The sequence below is a fragment of the Janthinobacterium sp. RA13 genome (assembly GCF_000745325.1).
GTDB classification, from domain to species: domain Bacteria; phylum Pseudomonadota; class Gammaproteobacteria; order Burkholderiales; family Burkholderiaceae_D; genus Janthinobacterium; species Janthinobacterium rivuli.
This window is the reverse complement of sequence record NZ_JQNP01000001.1, coordinates 4,959,932-4,976,430: the sequence shown is the minus strand read 5'-3', so window position 1 is coordinate 4,976,430 and position 16,499 is coordinate 4,959,932. Positions and strand designations below refer to the sequence as shown.

The window sequence follows — 16,499 nt, the reverse complement described above, 5'->3', positions numbered from 1 at the left end:
TTGCGGTAGAGTAAGATTGCCGCTGCTTTGCTTTCCCGTATTCACTTTTGGAGTTGTCATGCGCTTTCCCCTCGTCCTCGCCGCCAGCCTGTTCAGCACGGCTACCCTCGCCCAGCCGCTCGTTGCCGAAGCGCCCCTGCGCGCCCACTTGTCCTTCCTGGCCGACGATTTGCTGGAAGGACGCGGCACGGGCCAGCGCGGCGGCGACCTGGCCGTGCGCTACCTGGAAACGCAGGCGGCCGTGGCCGGCCTGCAACCGTTGAAGGATGGCAGCTACCGCCAGGCGCTGACCATCGTCGGCAGCAAGGCCTTGCCATCGAGCAAAGTCACCTTCAGCGCGGGCGGCAAGACCTTGTCTCCCGCCTTCGGCCAGGACATCGTCTTTGGCGCGGCGAATGGGCAACAGACAGTGGCGTTCGACGCGCCCGTCGTGTTTGCCGGCTACGGCATTCGCGCCCCGGAAGAAAACTGGGACGATTTCAAGGGCGCCGACCTGAAGGGCAAACTCGTCATCATGATGGTCAACGACCCGCAGCCGACCAGCGCCGAACCGCAGCGCTTCGCCGGCAAGTCGCTCACGTATTACGGCCGCTGGGTCTACAAGTACGAAGAAGCGCTGCGCCAGGGCGCGGCTGGCGTGCTGCTGATACACACGACGGCATCGGCGTCGTATCCGTGGTCGGTGCCGGCCAACGGTTTCGGCCATGAACGCTTCAACCTGGTGGGCGCGGGCAATGCGATGGAAGGCTGGCTGCAGGAAGACATGGCGCGCGCCCTGTTCCAGGCGGGCGGGCAAGACCTGGACGCCTTGCGCGCACAGGCGGAAACGCGCGCATTCCGCCCCGTCGCCTTGAACGCGACGGTCAAGGTGGCACTGAACAGCCAGATCCGCAGCATCGAGCAATTCAACGTGGCCGGCATCGTGCCGGGCACGGATCCGAAACTCAAGGACGAAGCCGTCATCTACTCGGCCCATTGGGACCACTTGGGCAAGGATGACGAAGGCAGCCAACGCAGCGGCCAGAGCGACCATATCTACAACGGCGCCATCGACAACGCCTCGGGCGCGGCCGCCTTGCTGGCCATGGCGCAAGTGGCGGTGAAACAGCCGGCGCGCCGCACGCAGATCTTCCTGTGGCCAGCTGGCGAGGAAACGGGCATGCTGGGCAGCACGGCCTACGCGCGCGCGCCCCTGTGGCCACTGGCCAAGACGGCCGCCGACCTGAACCTCGACAGCATGAATTTCGTCGGCAAGACGCACGACATCGGCGTGGCCGGCGCCGAGCGTAGCAGCCTGTACGCGAGCGCCGCCAGGGTGGCCAAGCGCATGGGTCTGCGACTGGCGCCGACCATCCCCGACCTGTCCGGCGCGTTTTACCGGGCCGACCATTTTGCGTTTGCCAAGGCCGGCGTGCCCGCCTTCAACGTGGGCTCGGCCGTGTTTTCCGGCGACGGTTCGTTCGACTTCGTCCAGGAGCCCAAAGCCTCAGGCGAGCGCCTGGTGGCGTTTAAAAAGGATTACCACCAGGTCACCGACGAGTACAAGCCGTCATGGGATCTGTCCGGCATGGTGCAGCAGGCGCAATTCACCCTGAACCTGGGCTATGAAGTGGCGAATGACAAGAATTTGCCAGTGTGGAACAAGGGTGAAGCGTTTGGGAAGGTAAAGCGGTAACGTCAAGCGTAGGTCGGATTAGCGGGGCATCGCCCCGCGTAATCCGACAACATTGTTGGCGCCGGTGGTGGTGTCGGATTACGCGGCGTTGCCGCTAATCCGACCTACGAGCGTTCAAATCGCCATGATGCGTTTCAGGTCGACAAACGCCGTCTCATACAGATGCTGAAACGCGCCCACCATGACCTCTTCCACGCCTTCGGCCGCGTCGAACTCGCTCGACCATTCCGCCACGCACTCGTTCGCGCCCGGTTCGCCCGTGACGCGCAGGGTGGAACGGTAGTTCTTGACGGGGATCGGGCCCGAGACGATGGTGTAGCTGTAGCTCTTGTCCGCTTCGCTGTAGCTTTGCAGGCGTTCGGCGATGATGGCGCCGTCCGTGGTTTTCAGGCGGCGCACTCTGCCGCCGTGCTCGGACAGGCTGGTCTTGATGGAGCTCGACCATTCATTCAGCGACTGGAAGCCGCCGATAAAATCCCACACTCGTTCGGCGCTTGCCGCCAATGTTACAGAAACAATTACTTGGGCCATCTTTAATTCGGTTCCTCATCCAGGTTTGCCGGGCGCCGCGCCCGGCCGGCCGGAGTTGCCCGGCACAGCCGCTATTTTAGCGCCCATGCGGCTTTGCTGCTGGGCGGAAAATAACGGCTGGCCAGTCTGGCGAGGCAGTCTTACAGATTTTCCGCCAAGAAAATCAGGGAATTACCATGCGCCTGGGCGGCGGCGCGCTGCTGGTAGCTGTCGCGGTGGGTGCAATTGAAACCGTGCTCGGCGCCCGGGTAGATATGGATTTCCACGTCTTGCCGGTCTTCGAAACGCTCGGCGATCTTTTGCACGGCTTCCGGCGGGATATGGCTGTCCTGGCCGCCGAAATGCATGAGCAGCGGCACCTTGATGTTGTCAGCCAGGTCCAGCTTGTTCTGGATGCCGCCGCCGTAATAGGCGATGGCCGCATCGACCAGGCCGGCCGCGGCTGCCTGGAACGACAGCCGGCCGCCGAAGCAGTAGCCGACGGAAGCCAGCTTGCCCGTCACTTCCGGACGCGCGCGCAGGGCGGCAACGGTGGCGGCGATATCGGCGTCCGCCTGCGGATTGTCGGTTGCCTGCATCAGTTCGACGGCGCGCTTCCAGCCGTCCGCGTCATAGCCGAGCTCAATGTGTGCGCCGGCGCGCCAGAACAGGTCGGGCACCAGCACCACGTAGCCATCGGCCGCGTACTGGTCGGCCACGGCGCGGATGTGCTCGTTGACGCCGAAAATTTCCTGCAACAGGATGATGGCGGGACCCTTGCCCACGTGCGGCACGGCCAGGTAAGCCTGGAAGCTGCCGTCCGGGCCGGCGATATCGATCCACTGCGAAGTTGTGCTCATAGAAAACTCCAGTCTGAGGTTGGGGGAGGAAATGCCACAGCCAGGCATGTTACTGGTTTTTCGCGCTGCCTGCCCCCGCCCTTGGTTCAGGCTAATACATCTCGCGCAGGTAAATCACGGGGCCCGACTTGAAGACGCCAAAGACGACGGTGCCCACGGTGCTGGGCAAGTACGCAATGCCGGGCACGGAAACATCGACGCTGCCGCTCTTGCCGACGCCGGGCGCCGCCAGGATCAGGCGTCTATTTGGCGGCAAGACGCCCTTGTCGACCGTATAAGTAACAATAGTGTTATTGGGCAATAAAAAGTCCTTGCATACCAGGGTTTTCTTGCAATTGGCAAACACCACCAGCGTGTTGTCGAACGCACTGATGCTGTCCAGCAGACTGGTGACCCAGGTCTTGCCATCCCAGTACTGCGTCTGTACCGCCAGGCGCACGGGATAGCGCTCGGAACCGTAGTCATGCGGCACCATCAGGCGGCCCGTGAGCACGGTCAGCTGCGCTTCCTTGCCATCGGCCGGTGCCGAGCTCACATTACCGGCCGCCGGGTAGGCATACGTCGCGCGCAGCAGCAGCCCCGTCGGCGATGCCAGTGCCGTTGGCTCTTTGGGCACGGCATAGGCCGAAGGGAAACTGTAGGCGATGGAGCGCGTGGCAACGCCATTGCTGAAACTGCTGACGGGTACGCCCGTCACGGCCGCAGGTGCTTTTGCCCCATCCGTCAGCGTGCTGCCCGATGGCGCCGTGGGCGGATAGCTGTTCTTCTCCGTAGCCGCGTCATACGGGACCAGCGTCACTTGCGTTTTGTTGATGACGTCATTCCTGGCGTCAAAATTCTTGGTGTCCACGCCACCCGAGGTCTGGGCGCGGATGGTCAGATCGAAAGGCTGGCGCGAATACACGGCACGGTCGCCGGCACACACGAACGGCGCGCTGCACGGGAAAGGAAACTCCGTCTTCGTCCCCCCCGGGAGGTCCACTTTCTTGACCACCAGTTCCGTCACAAAGTGGTGCGGATAAAAGAGTACGGCATCGCTCGTCCCCGGCGACGTCAGGCCGCTGCCCAGATAACCGTATTGCAGCGCGGCCGTGAAATTGATCTTGCCCACTTCGGGCCAGACCAGCGGCGGCGCCGCGATGACGCCCCCTTTCTTCACGAAATCGAGATCGCCGCCGACTTCTGGATTGCTTACGTCTGTGTAGACCGGCGCCAGCAGATTACGGCCGAGCACGACTTTTTGCACCGCGACACCGCTTTCGTTGCCAAAGTTCTTCGTCACGGCACCGAGCGCGTTGACGGCCGATAACGTGATGGGTGTCCCCGCCACGAGAGGCGTTGCCGCCAGGCCAGCGCGCTGCGTCGGCGCCAGCTTCGTCAACAGGAATTGCTGCGGCGCCACGATGACCGTGCCGCTGCCGCTCATGTCCAAACCTTTGTCGCTGCCGCTATCGGGCTTGTAAGAGGCCGTCAGGAGCAGCGCTCCCGCATCGGCATACAGCATGTTCGGCTTGGCCACGCCATCGGCGTCGAACGTCACTCTCAACTTGGTGCTCGTCCCGCTGCAACTGCTCTGGTCGCTGGCCGCCAGGGCAACATAGCTATTTTTGGCGCTGTCAAAGATGCGCGCAGGCAATGTCCCCTTGTCCGGATTGCCGTACGCACATGTGAGGTTCAAGTCCTTGTTCTGGCCGGCGAACATGGTCACGCAAGCGGTCGGATTGTTGGGTGATACTTGCAAGGCGCTGATTTCCAATTTATACGGCACTTCCGCGTAGCGCGGAATGCCGCTCACCTGGAAGCCGCTGGAGAGAAAGCTGATCTGGCAATTGCTCGTGTTGCCGCCGCTCTTGCACACCAGCGCCCCCGTCGTGGCGGGCGTGCTGACCAGGCCGAGGGTGGCGATGCCCACCGTGGTCTGGCGCACCGTGACATTGGCGTTGACGCCGCTGGTATCGATCGGCGTCGACTCGCCGCCCGGGCTGACGGTGACATTCACGCCATTTTTGTAGACCGCGCTGCAACTGGCATCGGCGCAGGCTGTTACCTTCACCGTGGGCACCTGGCAAGTGAGCGCCGTCAGCGGGTGCTCGATCTGGAAATGGTGCAGTCCGCTCGGCGTACCGGGCCCGCATTTCGGCCCCATCGGTTCATTGAAGGCCCAGCCGCTATTGTTCGTCACGCAGCTGCACGGGTTCGATGGCGTATATGCCTTGCAGGTGATGGTTTGCTGCACCCGGCCCTGCCAGCCCAGGGTGATGTGGTCGACCTTGGCGTTGCCCGTGATATAGGCGTTGGACGAGTCGAGCGTCACCTCGCCGGCGTCCACATTGCCCTTGATGCCATTGCCGGAGGCGATCGACAGGGAATTGCTGGCGTCGACGTCGCCCGTGACGAGCAGGCCGGACGCCTTCAGGTCGATCGTCGGCGATTTCAGATTGCCCGTCACCTGGCTGCCGGAACCGATGGTCAGCGATACGCTGGCCGTGATATCGCCCTGGATGCGGGTACTGGCGGGCAGGATATTGACGATGGTGCCGCTGATCGGCCCGTTGATGACGGAACCCGAGGCGATTTCCACGGGGCCCTTGGCGCTGATCTTACCCGTCACCTTGACGTTGTTCGAGCCCATCTTGATGGTCGTGGCGGAAACATTTGCCGTGATGGTCTGTTCCTGCGCGCCCATGAGGAAAGTGCCGCCCTCGGCTGTCAGGTTGCCCCCCGTGACTTTCAGGTTCGGCGGATTGATTTCCTTGATATCGAGATTGCCCTTGACCGTCAGCGTGGCATTGCCGCTCATCGTCAAGCCCTGGTTGTAGCTCATCGCCAGCGAACTGTTGACCGTCACGGCATACGCGCTGCCGATGACGATGACGTCGGTGGAGGTCAGCGCCAGCGAGGTGCACGTGTATTGCAAGCCATCCTGGCTCTGGTTGCAGTTGCTGACGGCGCCGCCATTGAAGTTGAGCGTGGCCGCGTGGGCAAGGGATGAGCCCAGCAGCAATGTCAGGGCGGCAAAAATGTGAAGTAAGCGCACGATATCGAGGAATCCGGTGGGTGGGGAGCCAGCGGGCGCGCCGGTTATTTCATGCTAACCTACGCCATCGCTGTTGTTGCATTATGGCAGTATTTATCCCCCTCGCGCATATCGCATGATCAAGCAAAGCCCCAAAGAATTCCCCCTGCGCACCGTCGACATCATCGTCTATCCCGGCTTCAAGGCGCTCGAAGCCATCGGCGCCATGAAAGTGTTTGACTACGCCAACACCCATTTGCGCCTGCGCAATCTGCCCGGCGGCTACGACGTGCGCATCGTGTCGACAGCCATCGGCCCGGTCGAGTCGGACACCCTGATGTCGCTGCATGCCAGCAAGGCGCTCGATGCCAGCCGCCTGCCCGACCTGGCCGTCATCGTCGGCTGCCACCACGTCGAGCAAGTCTTGCAGGACATCCCCGCCCTCGCCGCCTGGGTGGCCGAGGCGGCGCCGCGCATCGACACCCTGGCGGCCCTGTGCACGGGCTGCTTCTTCCTGGCCGAGGCCGGTGTGCTGGACGGCAAGAGCGCCGCCACGCACTGGAGCGCCGTGGACAGCCTGCGTCAGCGCTATCCATTGATACAGGTCAATGCCGATGCGATTTTCGTGCGGGAAGGGAAATTCTGGACGTCGGCCGGCGTGACGGCCGGCATCGACCTGGCGCTGGCCCTGGTGGAAGACGATTTCAGCCGCGATATCGCGCTGGAAGTGGCGCGCGACCTGGTCGTGTATCTGAAGCGGCCCGGCGGCCAGTCGCAGTTTTCCGTGCACCTGTCGAGCCAGATGACGACGCATCCCACCATCCGCCAGTTGCAGGGCTGGATCATGGAGCACCTGGCAGAAGAGCTTACTGTGCCGCTGCTGGCGGCCAGGCTGGCCATGAGCGAGCGCAATTTTACGCGCGTGTTCCAGCGCGAAACGGGCACCAGCCCCACGGAATTCATCGACACGGCCCGCTTCGAAGTGGCGCGCCGTTTGCTGGAAGACAATGTGTCTTCCTTAAAACAGGTGGCAGTGCAGGCGGGCTTGCATAGCGAGGAAAGGCTGCGCCGGCTGTTTCAAAAGAAACTCGCCATCACGCCGCGCGACTACCGCGAGCGCTTTTCCAGCACGGCGCGCTAGGATCTCAGCGCGGCTTGCCGTGACGCACGTGGCGCGTGGCCAGTTGGCGGCTCTGCCGGGCCAGCGGCGTAAACAGCAGTGCGCACAGCAGATACGTGGCCAGCAGCGCCAGCCAGATGGCGGGCGTGGCGAGGCTGGCGGCATTGCTCCACCACAAGGCCAGCAGGGAAGACAGGGCAGCGCCGAGGAAGACGGGCAGCATGCGGCGCAAGGTGGCGAGGTAGGCAGTGGCAAACATGAACGGCTCCCAAAGCAAGGCGGTGATGTCTTCACACTAGCAGGGGCAGGCAGCGAAGTACAGCGTGCCGCCCTGCCCCGTCCGTCAAGTGTTGCGCAATGAGTACATCCGATAAGATTAGTACAACACGACGGAACGGATCGATTCGCCGCTCTTCATCAGGTCGAAGCCTTCATTGATGCGTTCGAGCGGCAAACGGTGCGTGATCAGGTCGTCGATGTTGAGCTTGCCTTCCATATACCAGTCGACGATCTTCGGCACGTCCGTGCGGCCGCGCGCGCCGCCGAAGGCCGAACCGCGCCATTCGCGTCCCGTCACCAGCTGGAAGGGCCGCGTGGAAATTTCCTGGCCCGCCGCCGCCACGCCGATGATGAAGGACTTGCCCCAGCCCTTGTGCGTGCATTCGAGCGCCTGGCGCATCAGGGTCGTGTTGCCCACGCATTCGAAACTGTAGTCGGCGCCGCCGTCCGTCAGTTGCACGATGGCGTCGACGACGTTTTCCACCTCGTTCGGGTTGATGAAATGCGTCATGCCGAACTTGCGCGCGATGGCCTGGCGCGCCGGGTTGATGTCGATGCCGATGATTTTATCGGCGCCGACCATTTTCGCCGCCTGGATCACGTTCAGGCCGATGCCGCCCAGGCCGAACACGGCCACGTTGGCGCCCGCCTCGACCTTGGCCGAGAACAGGACGGCGCCCACGCCCGTCGTCACGCCGCAGCCGATGTAGCAGACCTTGTCGAACGGCGCATCTTCGCGGATCTTGGCCAGGGCGATTTCCGGCACGACGATGTAATTCGAAAAGGTCGACGTGCCCATGTAATGGAACAGCGGCTGGCCATTGAGCGAAAAGCGGCTGGTGGCGTCCGGCATCAGGCCGCGGCCCTGCGTGGAGCGGATGGCCTGGCACAGATTCGTCTTTTGCGACAGGCAGAACTTGCACTGGCGGCATTCCGGCGTGTACAACGGGATGACGTGGTCATCCTTTTTCAGGGTCGTCACGCCCGGGCCCACGTCGACGACGACGCCGGCGCCTTCATGGCCGAGAATGGCGGGGAAGATGCCTTCCGGATCGGCGCCGGACAGGGTGTAGTAATCGGTATGGCAAATCCCCGTGGCTTTCAGCTCGACCAGCACTTCGCCGGCGCGCGGGCCGGCCAGGTCGACTTCTTCGATGGTCAGCGGAGCGCCCGCTTTCCAGGCAATCGCGGCTTTGGTTTTCATGTGTGTCATTCCTGCTCGGTTTCAGATGCGCCATTATCGGGCGGCTGCTGGCACGGTGGCACAGCTGGCCCTGCGCTTGTCTGAAAACGCGGCGCATTTGTCCGATGCCGCCGCACGTTTGCGCCAGCGCAAACTTCCCGCCACAAAGACGCGCATTCTTGGCACATCCCCTCGATCAGCCGTTGCGTCATTCCCGCAGGAGACTGACATGCGCCATCTACCTTTCCGCCTCCCCCGGCCCTGGCTGGCCCTGCTGCTGGCATGCTGCCTGTCCCTGCTGGCTGCCTGTGGCGGCGGCCATCACCACCCTGCGCCTGGCGCCACCACGGGCAGCCTGACGGTCACCCTCGGCGGCTTGCCGGCCGGCGTGGCGGGCGCCGTCACGGTCACGGGACCGGCGTCGTACAGCAAGACGCTGACGGCGAGCACCACGCTCACGGACCTGGCGCCCGGCGCCTACACGCTCAGCGCCGCCAGCGTGGCGCAGGGCACGGGAACGCTGGCGCCCACGCCCGTCACGCAGCAGATACAAGTCAATGCGGGGGCGACGGCCAGCGCGGCCGTCACGTACGCGGCCACAGCACCGCTGGCCCTGCGCCTGCAGGAAGTGGCCAGCGGCTTGAGCGTGCCCATCTTCCTCACGGCGCCGCCCGGCGACAGCCGTTTGTTCATTATCGAACGGGCCGGCCGCATCCGCGTGGTGCAGAACGGCAACCTGCTGGCCACACCCTTCCTCGACATCAGTACGCTCACCACCACCAGCGGCGAGCGGGGCTTGCTGTCGATGGCCTTTCATCCGCAATACGCCAGCAACGGCTATTTCTTCCTGTACTACACGAACCTGGCCGGCGATATCGTCATCGAGCGGCGGCAAGTGTCGGCTGGCAACGCCAACGTGGCCGATCCCCTGTCCGCGCTGAACATCATCACGATTCCCCATCCCACGTTCAACAACCACTATGGCGGCTTGCTCAGCTTTGGACCGGACGGCTATCTGTACGCGGGCACGGGCGACGGCGGCAGCGGGGGCGATCCGCCCGGCAACGCGCAAAACACCAACGTACTCTTGGGAAAACTGCTGCGCCTGGACGTCAACGCCAGCACGGTGGCCCAGCCGTACGCCATTCCACCCGGCAACCCATTTGCCACGGCAGGCGGGCGCCCTGAAATCTGGGCCTATGGCTTGCGTAATCCGTGGCGCTACGCCTTCGACGTGCCGGCCCAGCTGCTGTACATCGCCGACGTGGGCCAGGCCAACTGGGAAGAGGTCGACGTGCGCCCCGTGGGGCAGGCGGGCAACAACTATGGCTGGAACATCATGGAAGGCACGCAGTGCTACAACAGCGCCAGCTGCAACCAGGCTGGGCTGGTCCTGCCCGCCATCACGTACAGCAACGATGCGGCCAACGGCTGTTCGATCACGGGCGGCTATGTGTACCGGGGCACGGCCTTGCCGGAACTGGCGGGGCAATACCTGTATTCCGACTACTGCAGCGCCTGGCTGAAAAGTTTTAGCTATAGCAATGGCACGGCATCGGCCGTGAAAGACTGGGGCATCACGAACGTGGGCAATATCCTGTCGTTTGGCCAGGACGCGCAAAACGAGCTGTACATGCTGAGCGGCACGGGCAAGGTGTACAGGATTGTGCGCAAATAAGCGTACACCCGTAAAGCGGCCCCGCGCACGCGGCTGGGACTGTTTTTCGACGGGGCGCGGGGAACCGGCTAGAATGGATTTTTTCCGCCGCGCCCTGCGCCCCAGCCCAAGAGAACACCATGGCCCGTTTGAAACTTGAATTTCCTGAAGACCAGTACTGCTATTCCTCGCAACTGACGGTACGCACGACCGACATCAACGCCGGCAACCATCTCGGCAACGATTCCATGATTTCCATGATTTCCGAAGCACGCGCCCGCTTCCTGTTCGAATACGGCGTGCGCGACATCGAAGCGGATGGCACCGGCATCATCGTCACCGACCTGGCCACCACCTACCGCGCCGAAGCCCATGCGCGCGACCAGCTGCTGTTCGAAGTGGGCGTCATGGATTTCAACAAGTATGGCGGCGACATCACCTTCCGCATCACGCGCCCGCGCGACAACACCCTGATCGCGATGGCCAAGTCCGGCTTTGTCTTCTTCAACTACAAGCGCAGCCAGGTCGTGCCCATGCCGGAAGAGTTCGGCAGCAAGTTTCCACAGGTGAACTGGATCGATTGAGACGCGATACATTCTGCTCGTCATCCTGTATGCTTGTCAGGATGATATGCAAAATTGACCTGCGCCGCGCCGGCGCCTGCCTGTTGGCCGCCGCCTGCGCGATGGCGCCACCGGGCATCGGCCATGCCGCGCCGCAAACCGTCATCCTGTACGGCGACGACGACTATGCACCGTACAGCTATGTGGAAAACGGCGTCTTCAAGGGCATGTATGTCGACATCCTGCGCCAGGCGGCCATGTCGATGCCAGACTACCGGCTGGAACTGCAGCCGCGCCCCTGGAAACGGGGACTCGACGCGCTGGAAAAGGGCCAGGTTTTTGGCCTGTTTCCGCCCGGACGCAAAACGGAACGCTCGTACGTGCAACCGTATTCAGCCGTTCTATACCGTGAATCGGTGGTTCTGTTTTGCCATGAGGCCGTCATGCGCACGCCGCGCACGCGGTTTCCCGCCGACTTTGCCGGCCTGACCATCGGCGTCAATACGGGTTTTCTGCTGTCGGAAAAACTGATGGCCCCAGCCCGCGAAGGACTGCTGCACTTGGAAGCGGCCAAGGGGAATGAAGCCAATCTGAAAAAACTGGCTTTGCGGCGCATCGATTGCTACGCCAGCGACCGCGGCGCGGCGCGCCACACGGCGCGCCAGCTGCAGGGAGAACTGGCCACTTACGGCTTCGCCCTGCATGAAGTGCTGGAACTGTCGTCCGAAGCCACCTATATCGCCTACAGCGCGCGCAACACGCCGGCTTACAAGGACGATTTCATCGCGCAGATGAATGCCGCCCTGCTGGCCCTGCGCCATAGCGGCCAGCAGGCGCGCATCGAACAGGCTTACTTGCGTTGACTACTTGCGTTGATTAGCTGCCCTGCGGGTCGCGCGCGACGGCAAGATCATTTGCGTGGCGGATGTTTCAGTTGCGTGCCAAACGTGCTCGAGAACCAGTCATCGATCATCAGCTTCTCGTAGCGCAGCTTGTCGCCGTTCGCATAACGATTGATGCGCGTCAGATAGGACATATCGGACAGGGCCGCATCGGCGTTGGCGATCACCTTACCATCCTGCTCCAGCACATAGTGCAAGCGCATGCGCGGCCAATCGGCCTGTCCATTCATTACGCGGAAATTTTGCATGGCACGCATGGCGGGATTTTCACGGCCAGCCATGTCCAGGTCCGTCACGTCGATCTTCAGGGTCAGGCCAGGCTTGAGCGACTCTCCCAGTTTCTCGAAATGCGCCGTCAAGTCCTTGAGCACTTTTTCACGCTCCGTCTGATCGAAAGACACGTCCGAAAATTGTTCCGGCTTGGTGAAATGCACTTCCGTGCCCGCCCAGGCGGCACTGCTCGCCAGCAAGGCAAGACCAGCAATGAAGGTACGCGTTGTGTTCGTTTTCATGATGAGTCCTTTCAAGAATGTGGATGGCACTCCGGCCATTTTTTACGTTTTACTATAACGCAATGAGTTTCATTCTAAAGAGAAACTAATACATTGTTACTTTTCTTGCACAGCGCAACGAACATGGCTTAGACCACAGACTTTTTTACAGATTCATTGGCAATATTAATTAAAACAAAGTATTGTCTTGAAAATATAGTTGCCTAAGCGATAAAGTATAGATGGTGTCGCCAACAGGGATTTAAAGTGCTTTTTTGATATGCATGTTGCATGAATTTAGTCAATTATTCTTGCTTGTTGTTAATACTAAGCCGTCAGTCTACAATCGATAAAATGCGCCCGAAAAACGCGCAACGCCAGTAGTGGCGCACAGGCTAGCCTGGCGCGGGCGTCTCAGCATTGCGTCAGTTATGCCTTTTAGCGGAACTCGCCCTTATGTCATTTTTGTCTTCAGCCTCACCCAAGTTACCCCCCTGGAAAGTCCTGCTCGTCGACGATGAACCCGACATCCATGACATCACCAAACTGACGCTGAGCCGTTTTCGCCTGGAAGGCCGCGCCCTGAGTTTCGTGCACGCCTACAGCGGCGCCGAAGCCAAGCAGGTGCTGGCGCGCGAAGAAGGCATCGCGCTGGTGTTTCTCGACGTGGTGATGGAGCGCGAAGACAGCGGCCTGGAAGTGGCGCGCTGGATGCGCGAAGACCTGGGCAACCAGTTTACGCGCATCGTGCTGCGCACGGGACAGCCGGGACAGGCGCCGGAAGAACGCGTGATCGTCAACTACGACATCAACGACTACAAGGAAAAAACCGAGCTCGACCGCACCAAGCTGTTCACCACCACCTTTGCCGCCCTGCGCGCCTACCGCGACATCATGAAGGTGGAAGAGGCGCGCCAGGCCCAGCTCCATTACCGCGAAGGCCTCGAGCGCGTCATCGCCGCCTCGGCGCACATTTTCAAGCAGCGCAACCTGCGCGACTTCGCCAGCGGCCTGCTGCAGCAAGTCGTCGCCCTGCTGCGCCTGGAAACGAGCATGCTGCTGCGTCTGCGTGGCGCCAGCGCCATCACGGGCGAGCAAGACTACGAAATTCTCGCGCAGATCGGCGACACGGACGATGGCATCCTCAGCCCTTCCCTGCTGTCGCAGCTCGACCATGCGAAGAGCAACAAGATCTCGCGCCTGCACGGCGACACCTATGTCGGCTACTTTCCCAACAGCAGCGGCAAGGCGTCCTTGCTGGTACTCAAAGGCGTGGAAGAAATCTCCGACCTCGATGCGCAATTGCTGGAAGTGTTCTGCTCCGGCGTGGCGATTGCCTTCGACAACATCCTGCTGACGCAGGAAATCACCGATACCCAGGCCGAGCTGATCCTGCGCCTGGGCGACGTGGTCGAATCGCGCTCGCACGAAGGCGGCAATCACGTGCGCCGCATGGCCGAAGTGTGCCAGCTGCTGGCGCAAGCGTCCGGCATGTCGGAAGAGGAAACCATGGTGCTGCGCCACGCGGCGCCCATGCACGACATCGGCAAAATCTCCACGCCCGACGCCGTGCTGCTCAAACCGGGCAAGCTCGACGCCGCCGAATGGGAAATCATGAAGCAGCATCCGACGGTGGGCATGTCGATCCTCGACGGCTCACAGCGCCCGCTCCTGAAGGCGGCCGCCGTGATCGCCCACCAGCACCATGAAAAATACGACGGCAGCGGCTACCCGCAAGGCCTGGTCGGCGACAACATCCACAAATACGCGCGCATCGCCGCCGTGGCCGACGTCTTCGACGCCCTCATGCACAAGCGCTGCTACAAGGACGCCTGGCCCCTGGAGCGCGTGGTCAGCTACCTGCGCGAAGTGAGCGGCAGCCACCTCGACCCGCAGTATGTGGAGTTGCTGATTGCGAATCTGGAGGAAGCGCTGGCGTTGAATCAACGTTTTCCGGATTAGTAGGTCGGATTAGCGCTTGCGCGTCATCCGACCTCACCACCGGCCACGTCAACAATGTTGTCGGATTACGCGGCCTTGCCGCTAATCCGACCTACGTCGCTGAGCGATACGCACACCGGCAAACCAGCAAACCACGCTGCGGCCCAAGCCCCCAACACAGGCTCTCCGGGCCAAGCGGGCCTGAAAAATGTCGAGGGCAAGGCGCAGCGACGCAGACAGTACGCATGTACGGCAAGGAGCTGCAACGCCGCCATCGGCATTTTCTCAGGCCCGCGTCTCCGGCCCGCCATTTTTAGGTTTTCAAGGACACATCATTGAAGCCGAGCGGAAAACGTATCTTGTAATGCAACCCCATCCCCGGCGCACTAACCACCTTCACCGTCCCGCCCAGCGGTCCCGTCACCAGGTTGTACAGGATATGCGCACCGAGTCCGCTGCCGCCGGAACCCCGCTTGGTCGTGAAGAAGGGGTCGAACAGCTGGCCCAGGGTCGCGCTGTCCATGCCCATGCCGTCGTCGCTGTAGTCGAGTTCCAGCATCTCGCCGGCCGTGCGCACGCTGATCTTGATCTTGCCCGGCTCGCCTTCGGCAAAGCCATGCACGAGTGAATTGACCACCATGTTCGTGACGATCTGCGAGACGGCGCCCGGATAGCTGCGCAGCTGCACCTCGGGCGCGCAATCGATCTCCACCTTGATCGGCTTGCCCTTCAGCTTCGGCTGCAGGGACAACAGGATTTCATCGAGGTATTTGCGCAAGTTAAAACTGCGCAATTCGTCCGAGGACTGGTCCACGGCCACCTGCTTGAAGCTGCGCACCAGCGCCGCGGCGCGCTGCGTGTTCGTCGTCATGATGCGCAGGGTCTGGTCGATGATGTCGAAGAATTGCCGCAAGCCGTCCTCATCGAGCTGGCCGCCCTCCAGGTCTTCGCGCGTGAGTTTCAATTCCTGCACCAGGTGGCTGGTGGCCGTCACGCATATGCCCAGCGGCGTATTGATTTCATGCGCCACGCCCGCCACCAGGCGCCCCAGGGACGCCAGCTTTTCCTGGCGCACCAGTTCCGACTGCGCTTCCTGCAAGGCGCTCAGGGCGCTGTTCAGGGCCGCGTTCTGCTCTTCCAGCGCTTCCTTGGCCCGGCGCATGGCGCTGTCGGCCTGGATGCGGGCCATCGCCACGGCCACGTGACTGGCCATGAAGGCCAGCACGTCCAGTTCGGCCTGGCCATACACGACGGATTCGTCATAGCTTTGCACGATGATCACGCCATATTTGCGCTCGCCCAGCAGCATGGGCGCGCCCATCCAGCTGGCGATGCCGGTATTGCCCAGCGGCTCGTCCATCTCGCCGCTGGCCACCAGCGCCGCGTAGCTGCCGGCATCGAGCAGGCAGGCTTGCCGCCGCGCCAGCACGTACGAACTCATGCCGATGCCATAGTGAAAACGTTTTACGGGCGCCTGCGCATCCTTCTCGTCGACGAAGTAAGGGATCGTGATGTCCTTGTTGTCCGGGTGATACAGGGCGATCAGGAAATTCTTGGCCGTCACCAGCTCGCTGATGATGGCGTGCAGGCGCGCATACAGGGTCGTCGCGTCGGCCGCCTGCGCCGACAGGTTGGCGATTTCATACAGCGCATGCTGCAGGTTTTCCGCGCGGCGCCGCTCGGCCACCTCGTGCGCCAGCAGGGCCGTGCGCTCCTGCACCGCCTTTTCCAGGCGGTCCATGCTTTGCATGCCTTGCAGCGCGCTCGACACGTGCGTGGCGATCAGCGCGAACAGGGCCTGGTCTTCCAGGCTGAAGCGGTGCTGCGCGTCATAGCTCTGGATGACGATGGCGCCCAGCACCTGGTGCTGCTGGTCCAGCAGCGGACAGCCGATCCAGTGCTCGGCCGCCGTGCCGCCGCCCCAGGCGCCGCCGCCGATGGCGCGCATGGCGTCGTCGTCGGCCGTCATCACCAGCTGCTTGCGGTTGACGATGACCCACGCCGTAGGTGACTGCGCGGCGCTGGCCAGGCGCACGCCCTCGTCCGGGTCGGGCGCGGCGTCGAATTCATCGACAAAGTAGGGAAAACGCACGAGGCCGTCGTCATGGTCGCTGAGCGCCACGTAAAAGTTCGCCGCATACATGATGCGTCCCAGCGCCGCATGCACCGCCTGCAGGAATTCGCTGATATCGCTGCAGGTGCTCGAGCGTTGCCCGATTTCCAGCAACACGGTTTGAACGGCTTCCAGGCGGCTGAGACGGCTTTCCATGGGTGACTATGTACCTTGTGCAAGTATATGTTC

General features: G+C 62.3%; 13 protein-coding genes. 6 read left to right on the top strand and 7 right to left on the bottom strand.

Going from position 1 to position 16,499, the window contains the following annotated elements; translation table 11 throughout:
* Positions 1–58 precede the first annotated feature (58 nt).
* The gene (locus FG13_RS22010; protein ID WP_035824333.1) at positions 59–1,675 is read left to right on the top strand and encodes a M28 family peptidase; all 1,617 of its coding nucleotides are present in this window, start codon (positions 59–61) and stop codon (positions 1,673–1,675) included.
* 114 nt (positions 1,676–1,789) lie between these two features.
* Here FG13_RS22010 and FG13_RS22005 read toward each other — a convergent pair whose 3' ends face one another.
* The 3 genes from FG13_RS22005 to FG13_RS21995 form a co-directional block, all read right to left on the bottom strand.
* Positions 1,790–2,206, bottom strand: a complete 417-nt coding sequence (locus FG13_RS22005) for an SRPBCC family protein (RefSeq protein WP_035824332.1) — start codon at positions 2,204–2,206, stop codon at positions 1,790–1,792.
* A 140-nt stretch (positions 2,207–2,346) separates the two neighbouring features.
* Positions 2,347–3,045 (bottom strand): dienelactone hydrolase family protein, encoded by a 699-nt coding sequence (locus FG13_RS22000; RefSeq protein ID WP_035824330.1) that lies wholly within the window; start codon positions 3,043–3,045, stop codon positions 2,347–2,349.
* Positions 3,046–3,136: 91 nt separating this feature from the next.
* Positions 3,137–6,082, bottom strand: a complete 2,946-nt coding sequence (locus FG13_RS21995) for a polymer-forming cytoskeletal protein (RefSeq protein ID WP_152598829.1) — start codon at positions 6,080–6,082, stop codon at positions 3,137–3,139.
* Between the two features lie 115 nt (positions 6,083–6,197).
* Here FG13_RS21995 and FG13_RS21990 point away from each other — a divergent pair, with 115 nt between their 5' ends.
* Positions 6,198–7,202, top strand: a complete 1,005-nt coding sequence (locus FG13_RS21990) for a GlxA family transcriptional regulator (RefSeq protein ID WP_035824326.1) — start codon at positions 6,198–6,200, stop codon at positions 7,200–7,202.
* A 4-nt stretch (positions 7,203–7,206) separates the two neighbouring features.
* Here the strand turns inward: FG13_RS21990 and FG13_RS21985 are convergent, their stop codons facing one another.
* Entirely contained in the window at positions 7,207–7,440 is a 234-nt protein-coding gene (locus tag FG13_RS21985; RefSeq protein WP_034784311.1) for a hypothetical protein, read from the bottom strand.
* A 117-nt stretch (positions 7,441–7,557) separates the two neighbouring features.
* Entirely contained in the window at positions 7,558–8,664 is a 1,107-nt protein-coding gene (locus FG13_RS21980) for an S-(hydroxymethyl)glutathione dehydrogenase/class III alcohol dehydrogenase (RefSeq protein WP_035824324.1), read from the bottom strand.
* 208 nt (positions 8,665–8,872) lie between these two features.
* On the opposite strand from FG13_RS21980, the gene FG13_RS21975 reads away from it, so the two are divergent.
* From FG13_RS21975 to FG13_RS21965, 3 genes are all read left to right on the top strand, one after another.
* Positions 8,873–10,321 (top strand): PQQ-dependent sugar dehydrogenase, encoded by a 1,449-nt coding sequence (locus FG13_RS21975; RefSeq protein ID WP_035824321.1) that lies wholly within the window; start codon positions 8,873–8,875, stop codon positions 10,319–10,321.
* A gap of 119 nt (positions 10,322–10,440) precedes the next feature.
* A complete protein-coding gene (locus tag FG13_RS21970; RefSeq protein WP_034753479.1) occupies positions 10,441–10,884 on the top strand; it encodes a thioesterase family protein in 444 nt (147 codons plus the stop codon).
* A gap of 41 nt (positions 10,885–10,925) precedes the next feature.
* Complete coding sequence (locus FG13_RS21965; RefSeq protein ID WP_051959341.1) at positions 10,926–11,726, top strand: substrate-binding periplasmic protein; 801 nt, start codon at positions 10,926–10,928, stop codon at positions 11,724–11,726.
* 47 nt (positions 11,727–11,773) lie between these two features.
* Here FG13_RS21965 and FG13_RS21960 read toward each other — a convergent pair whose 3' ends face one another.
* Positions 11,774–12,277 carry a DUF3016 domain-containing protein gene (locus tag FG13_RS21960; protein WP_035824318.1) on the bottom strand — a complete coding sequence of 168 codons (504 nt, stop codon included), beginning with the start codon at positions 12,275–12,277 and terminating at the stop codon, positions 11,774–11,776.
* 435 nt (positions 12,278–12,712) lie between these two features.
* Between FG13_RS21960 and FG13_RS21955 the strand changes: the two genes are divergently transcribed.
* The gene (locus tag FG13_RS21955; protein WP_035824316.1) at positions 12,713–14,218 is read left to right on the top strand and encodes a DUF3369 domain-containing protein; all 1,506 of its coding nucleotides are present in this window, start codon (positions 12,713–12,715) and stop codon (positions 14,216–14,218) included.
* Between the two features lie 292 nt (positions 14,219–14,510).
* Here the strand turns inward: FG13_RS21955 and FG13_RS21945 are convergent, their stop codons facing one another.
* On the bottom strand, positions 14,511–16,466 hold the full coding sequence (locus FG13_RS21945) for a GAF domain-containing sensor histidine kinase (RefSeq protein WP_035824309.1): 1,956 nt from the start codon (positions 16,464–16,466) through the stop codon (positions 14,511–14,513).
* Between the last annotated feature and the right edge of the window lie 33 nt (positions 16,467–16,499).

Excerpts from the sequence above, each read along its gene's own strand:
- FG13_RS21945 (WP_035824309.1), bottom strand. The coding sequence starts at position 16,466 with ATGGAAAGCCGTCTCAGCCGCCTGGAAGCCGTTCAAACCGTGTTGCTG.
- FG13_RS21960 (WP_035824318.1), bottom strand. The coding sequence starts at position 12,277 with ATGAAAACGAACACAACGCGTACCTTCATTGCTGGTCTTGCCTTGCTG.
- FG13_RS21965 (WP_051959341.1), top strand. The coding sequence starts at position 10,926 with ATGATATGCAAAATTGACCTGCGCCGCGCCGGCGCCTGCCTGTTGGCC.
- FG13_RS21985 (WP_034784311.1), bottom strand. The coding sequence starts at position 7,440 with ATGTTTGCCACTGCCTACCTCGCCACCTTGCGCCGCATGCTGCCCGTC.
- FG13_RS21980 (WP_035824324.1), bottom strand. The coding sequence starts at position 8,664 with ATGAAAACCAAAGCCGCGATTGCCTGGAAAGCGGGCGCTCCGCTGACC.
- FG13_RS22005 (WP_035824332.1), bottom strand. The coding sequence starts at position 2,206 with ATGGCCCAAGTAATTGTTTCTGTAACATTGGCGGCAAGCGCCGAACGA.
- FG13_RS22010 (WP_035824333.1), top strand. The coding sequence starts at position 59 with ATGCGCTTTCCCCTCGTCCTCGCCGCCAGCCTGTTCAGCACGGCTACC.
- FG13_RS21975 (WP_035824321.1), top strand. The coding sequence starts at position 8,873 with ATGCGCCATCTACCTTTCCGCCTCCCCCGGCCCTGGCTGGCCCTGCTG.
- FG13_RS21970 (WP_034753479.1), top strand. The coding sequence starts at position 10,441 with ATGGCCCGTTTGAAACTTGAATTTCCTGAAGACCAGTACTGCTATTCC.
- FG13_RS22000 (WP_035824330.1), bottom strand. The coding sequence starts at position 3,045 with ATGAGCACAACTTCGCAGTGGATCGATATCGCCGGCCCGGACGGCAGC.
- FG13_RS21955 (WP_035824316.1), top strand. The coding sequence starts at position 12,713 with ATGTCATTTTTGTCTTCAGCCTCACCCAAGTTACCCCCCTGGAAAGTC.
- FG13_RS21990 (WP_035824326.1), top strand. The coding sequence starts at position 6,198 with ATGATCAAGCAAAGCCCCAAAGAATTCCCCCTGCGCACCGTCGACATC.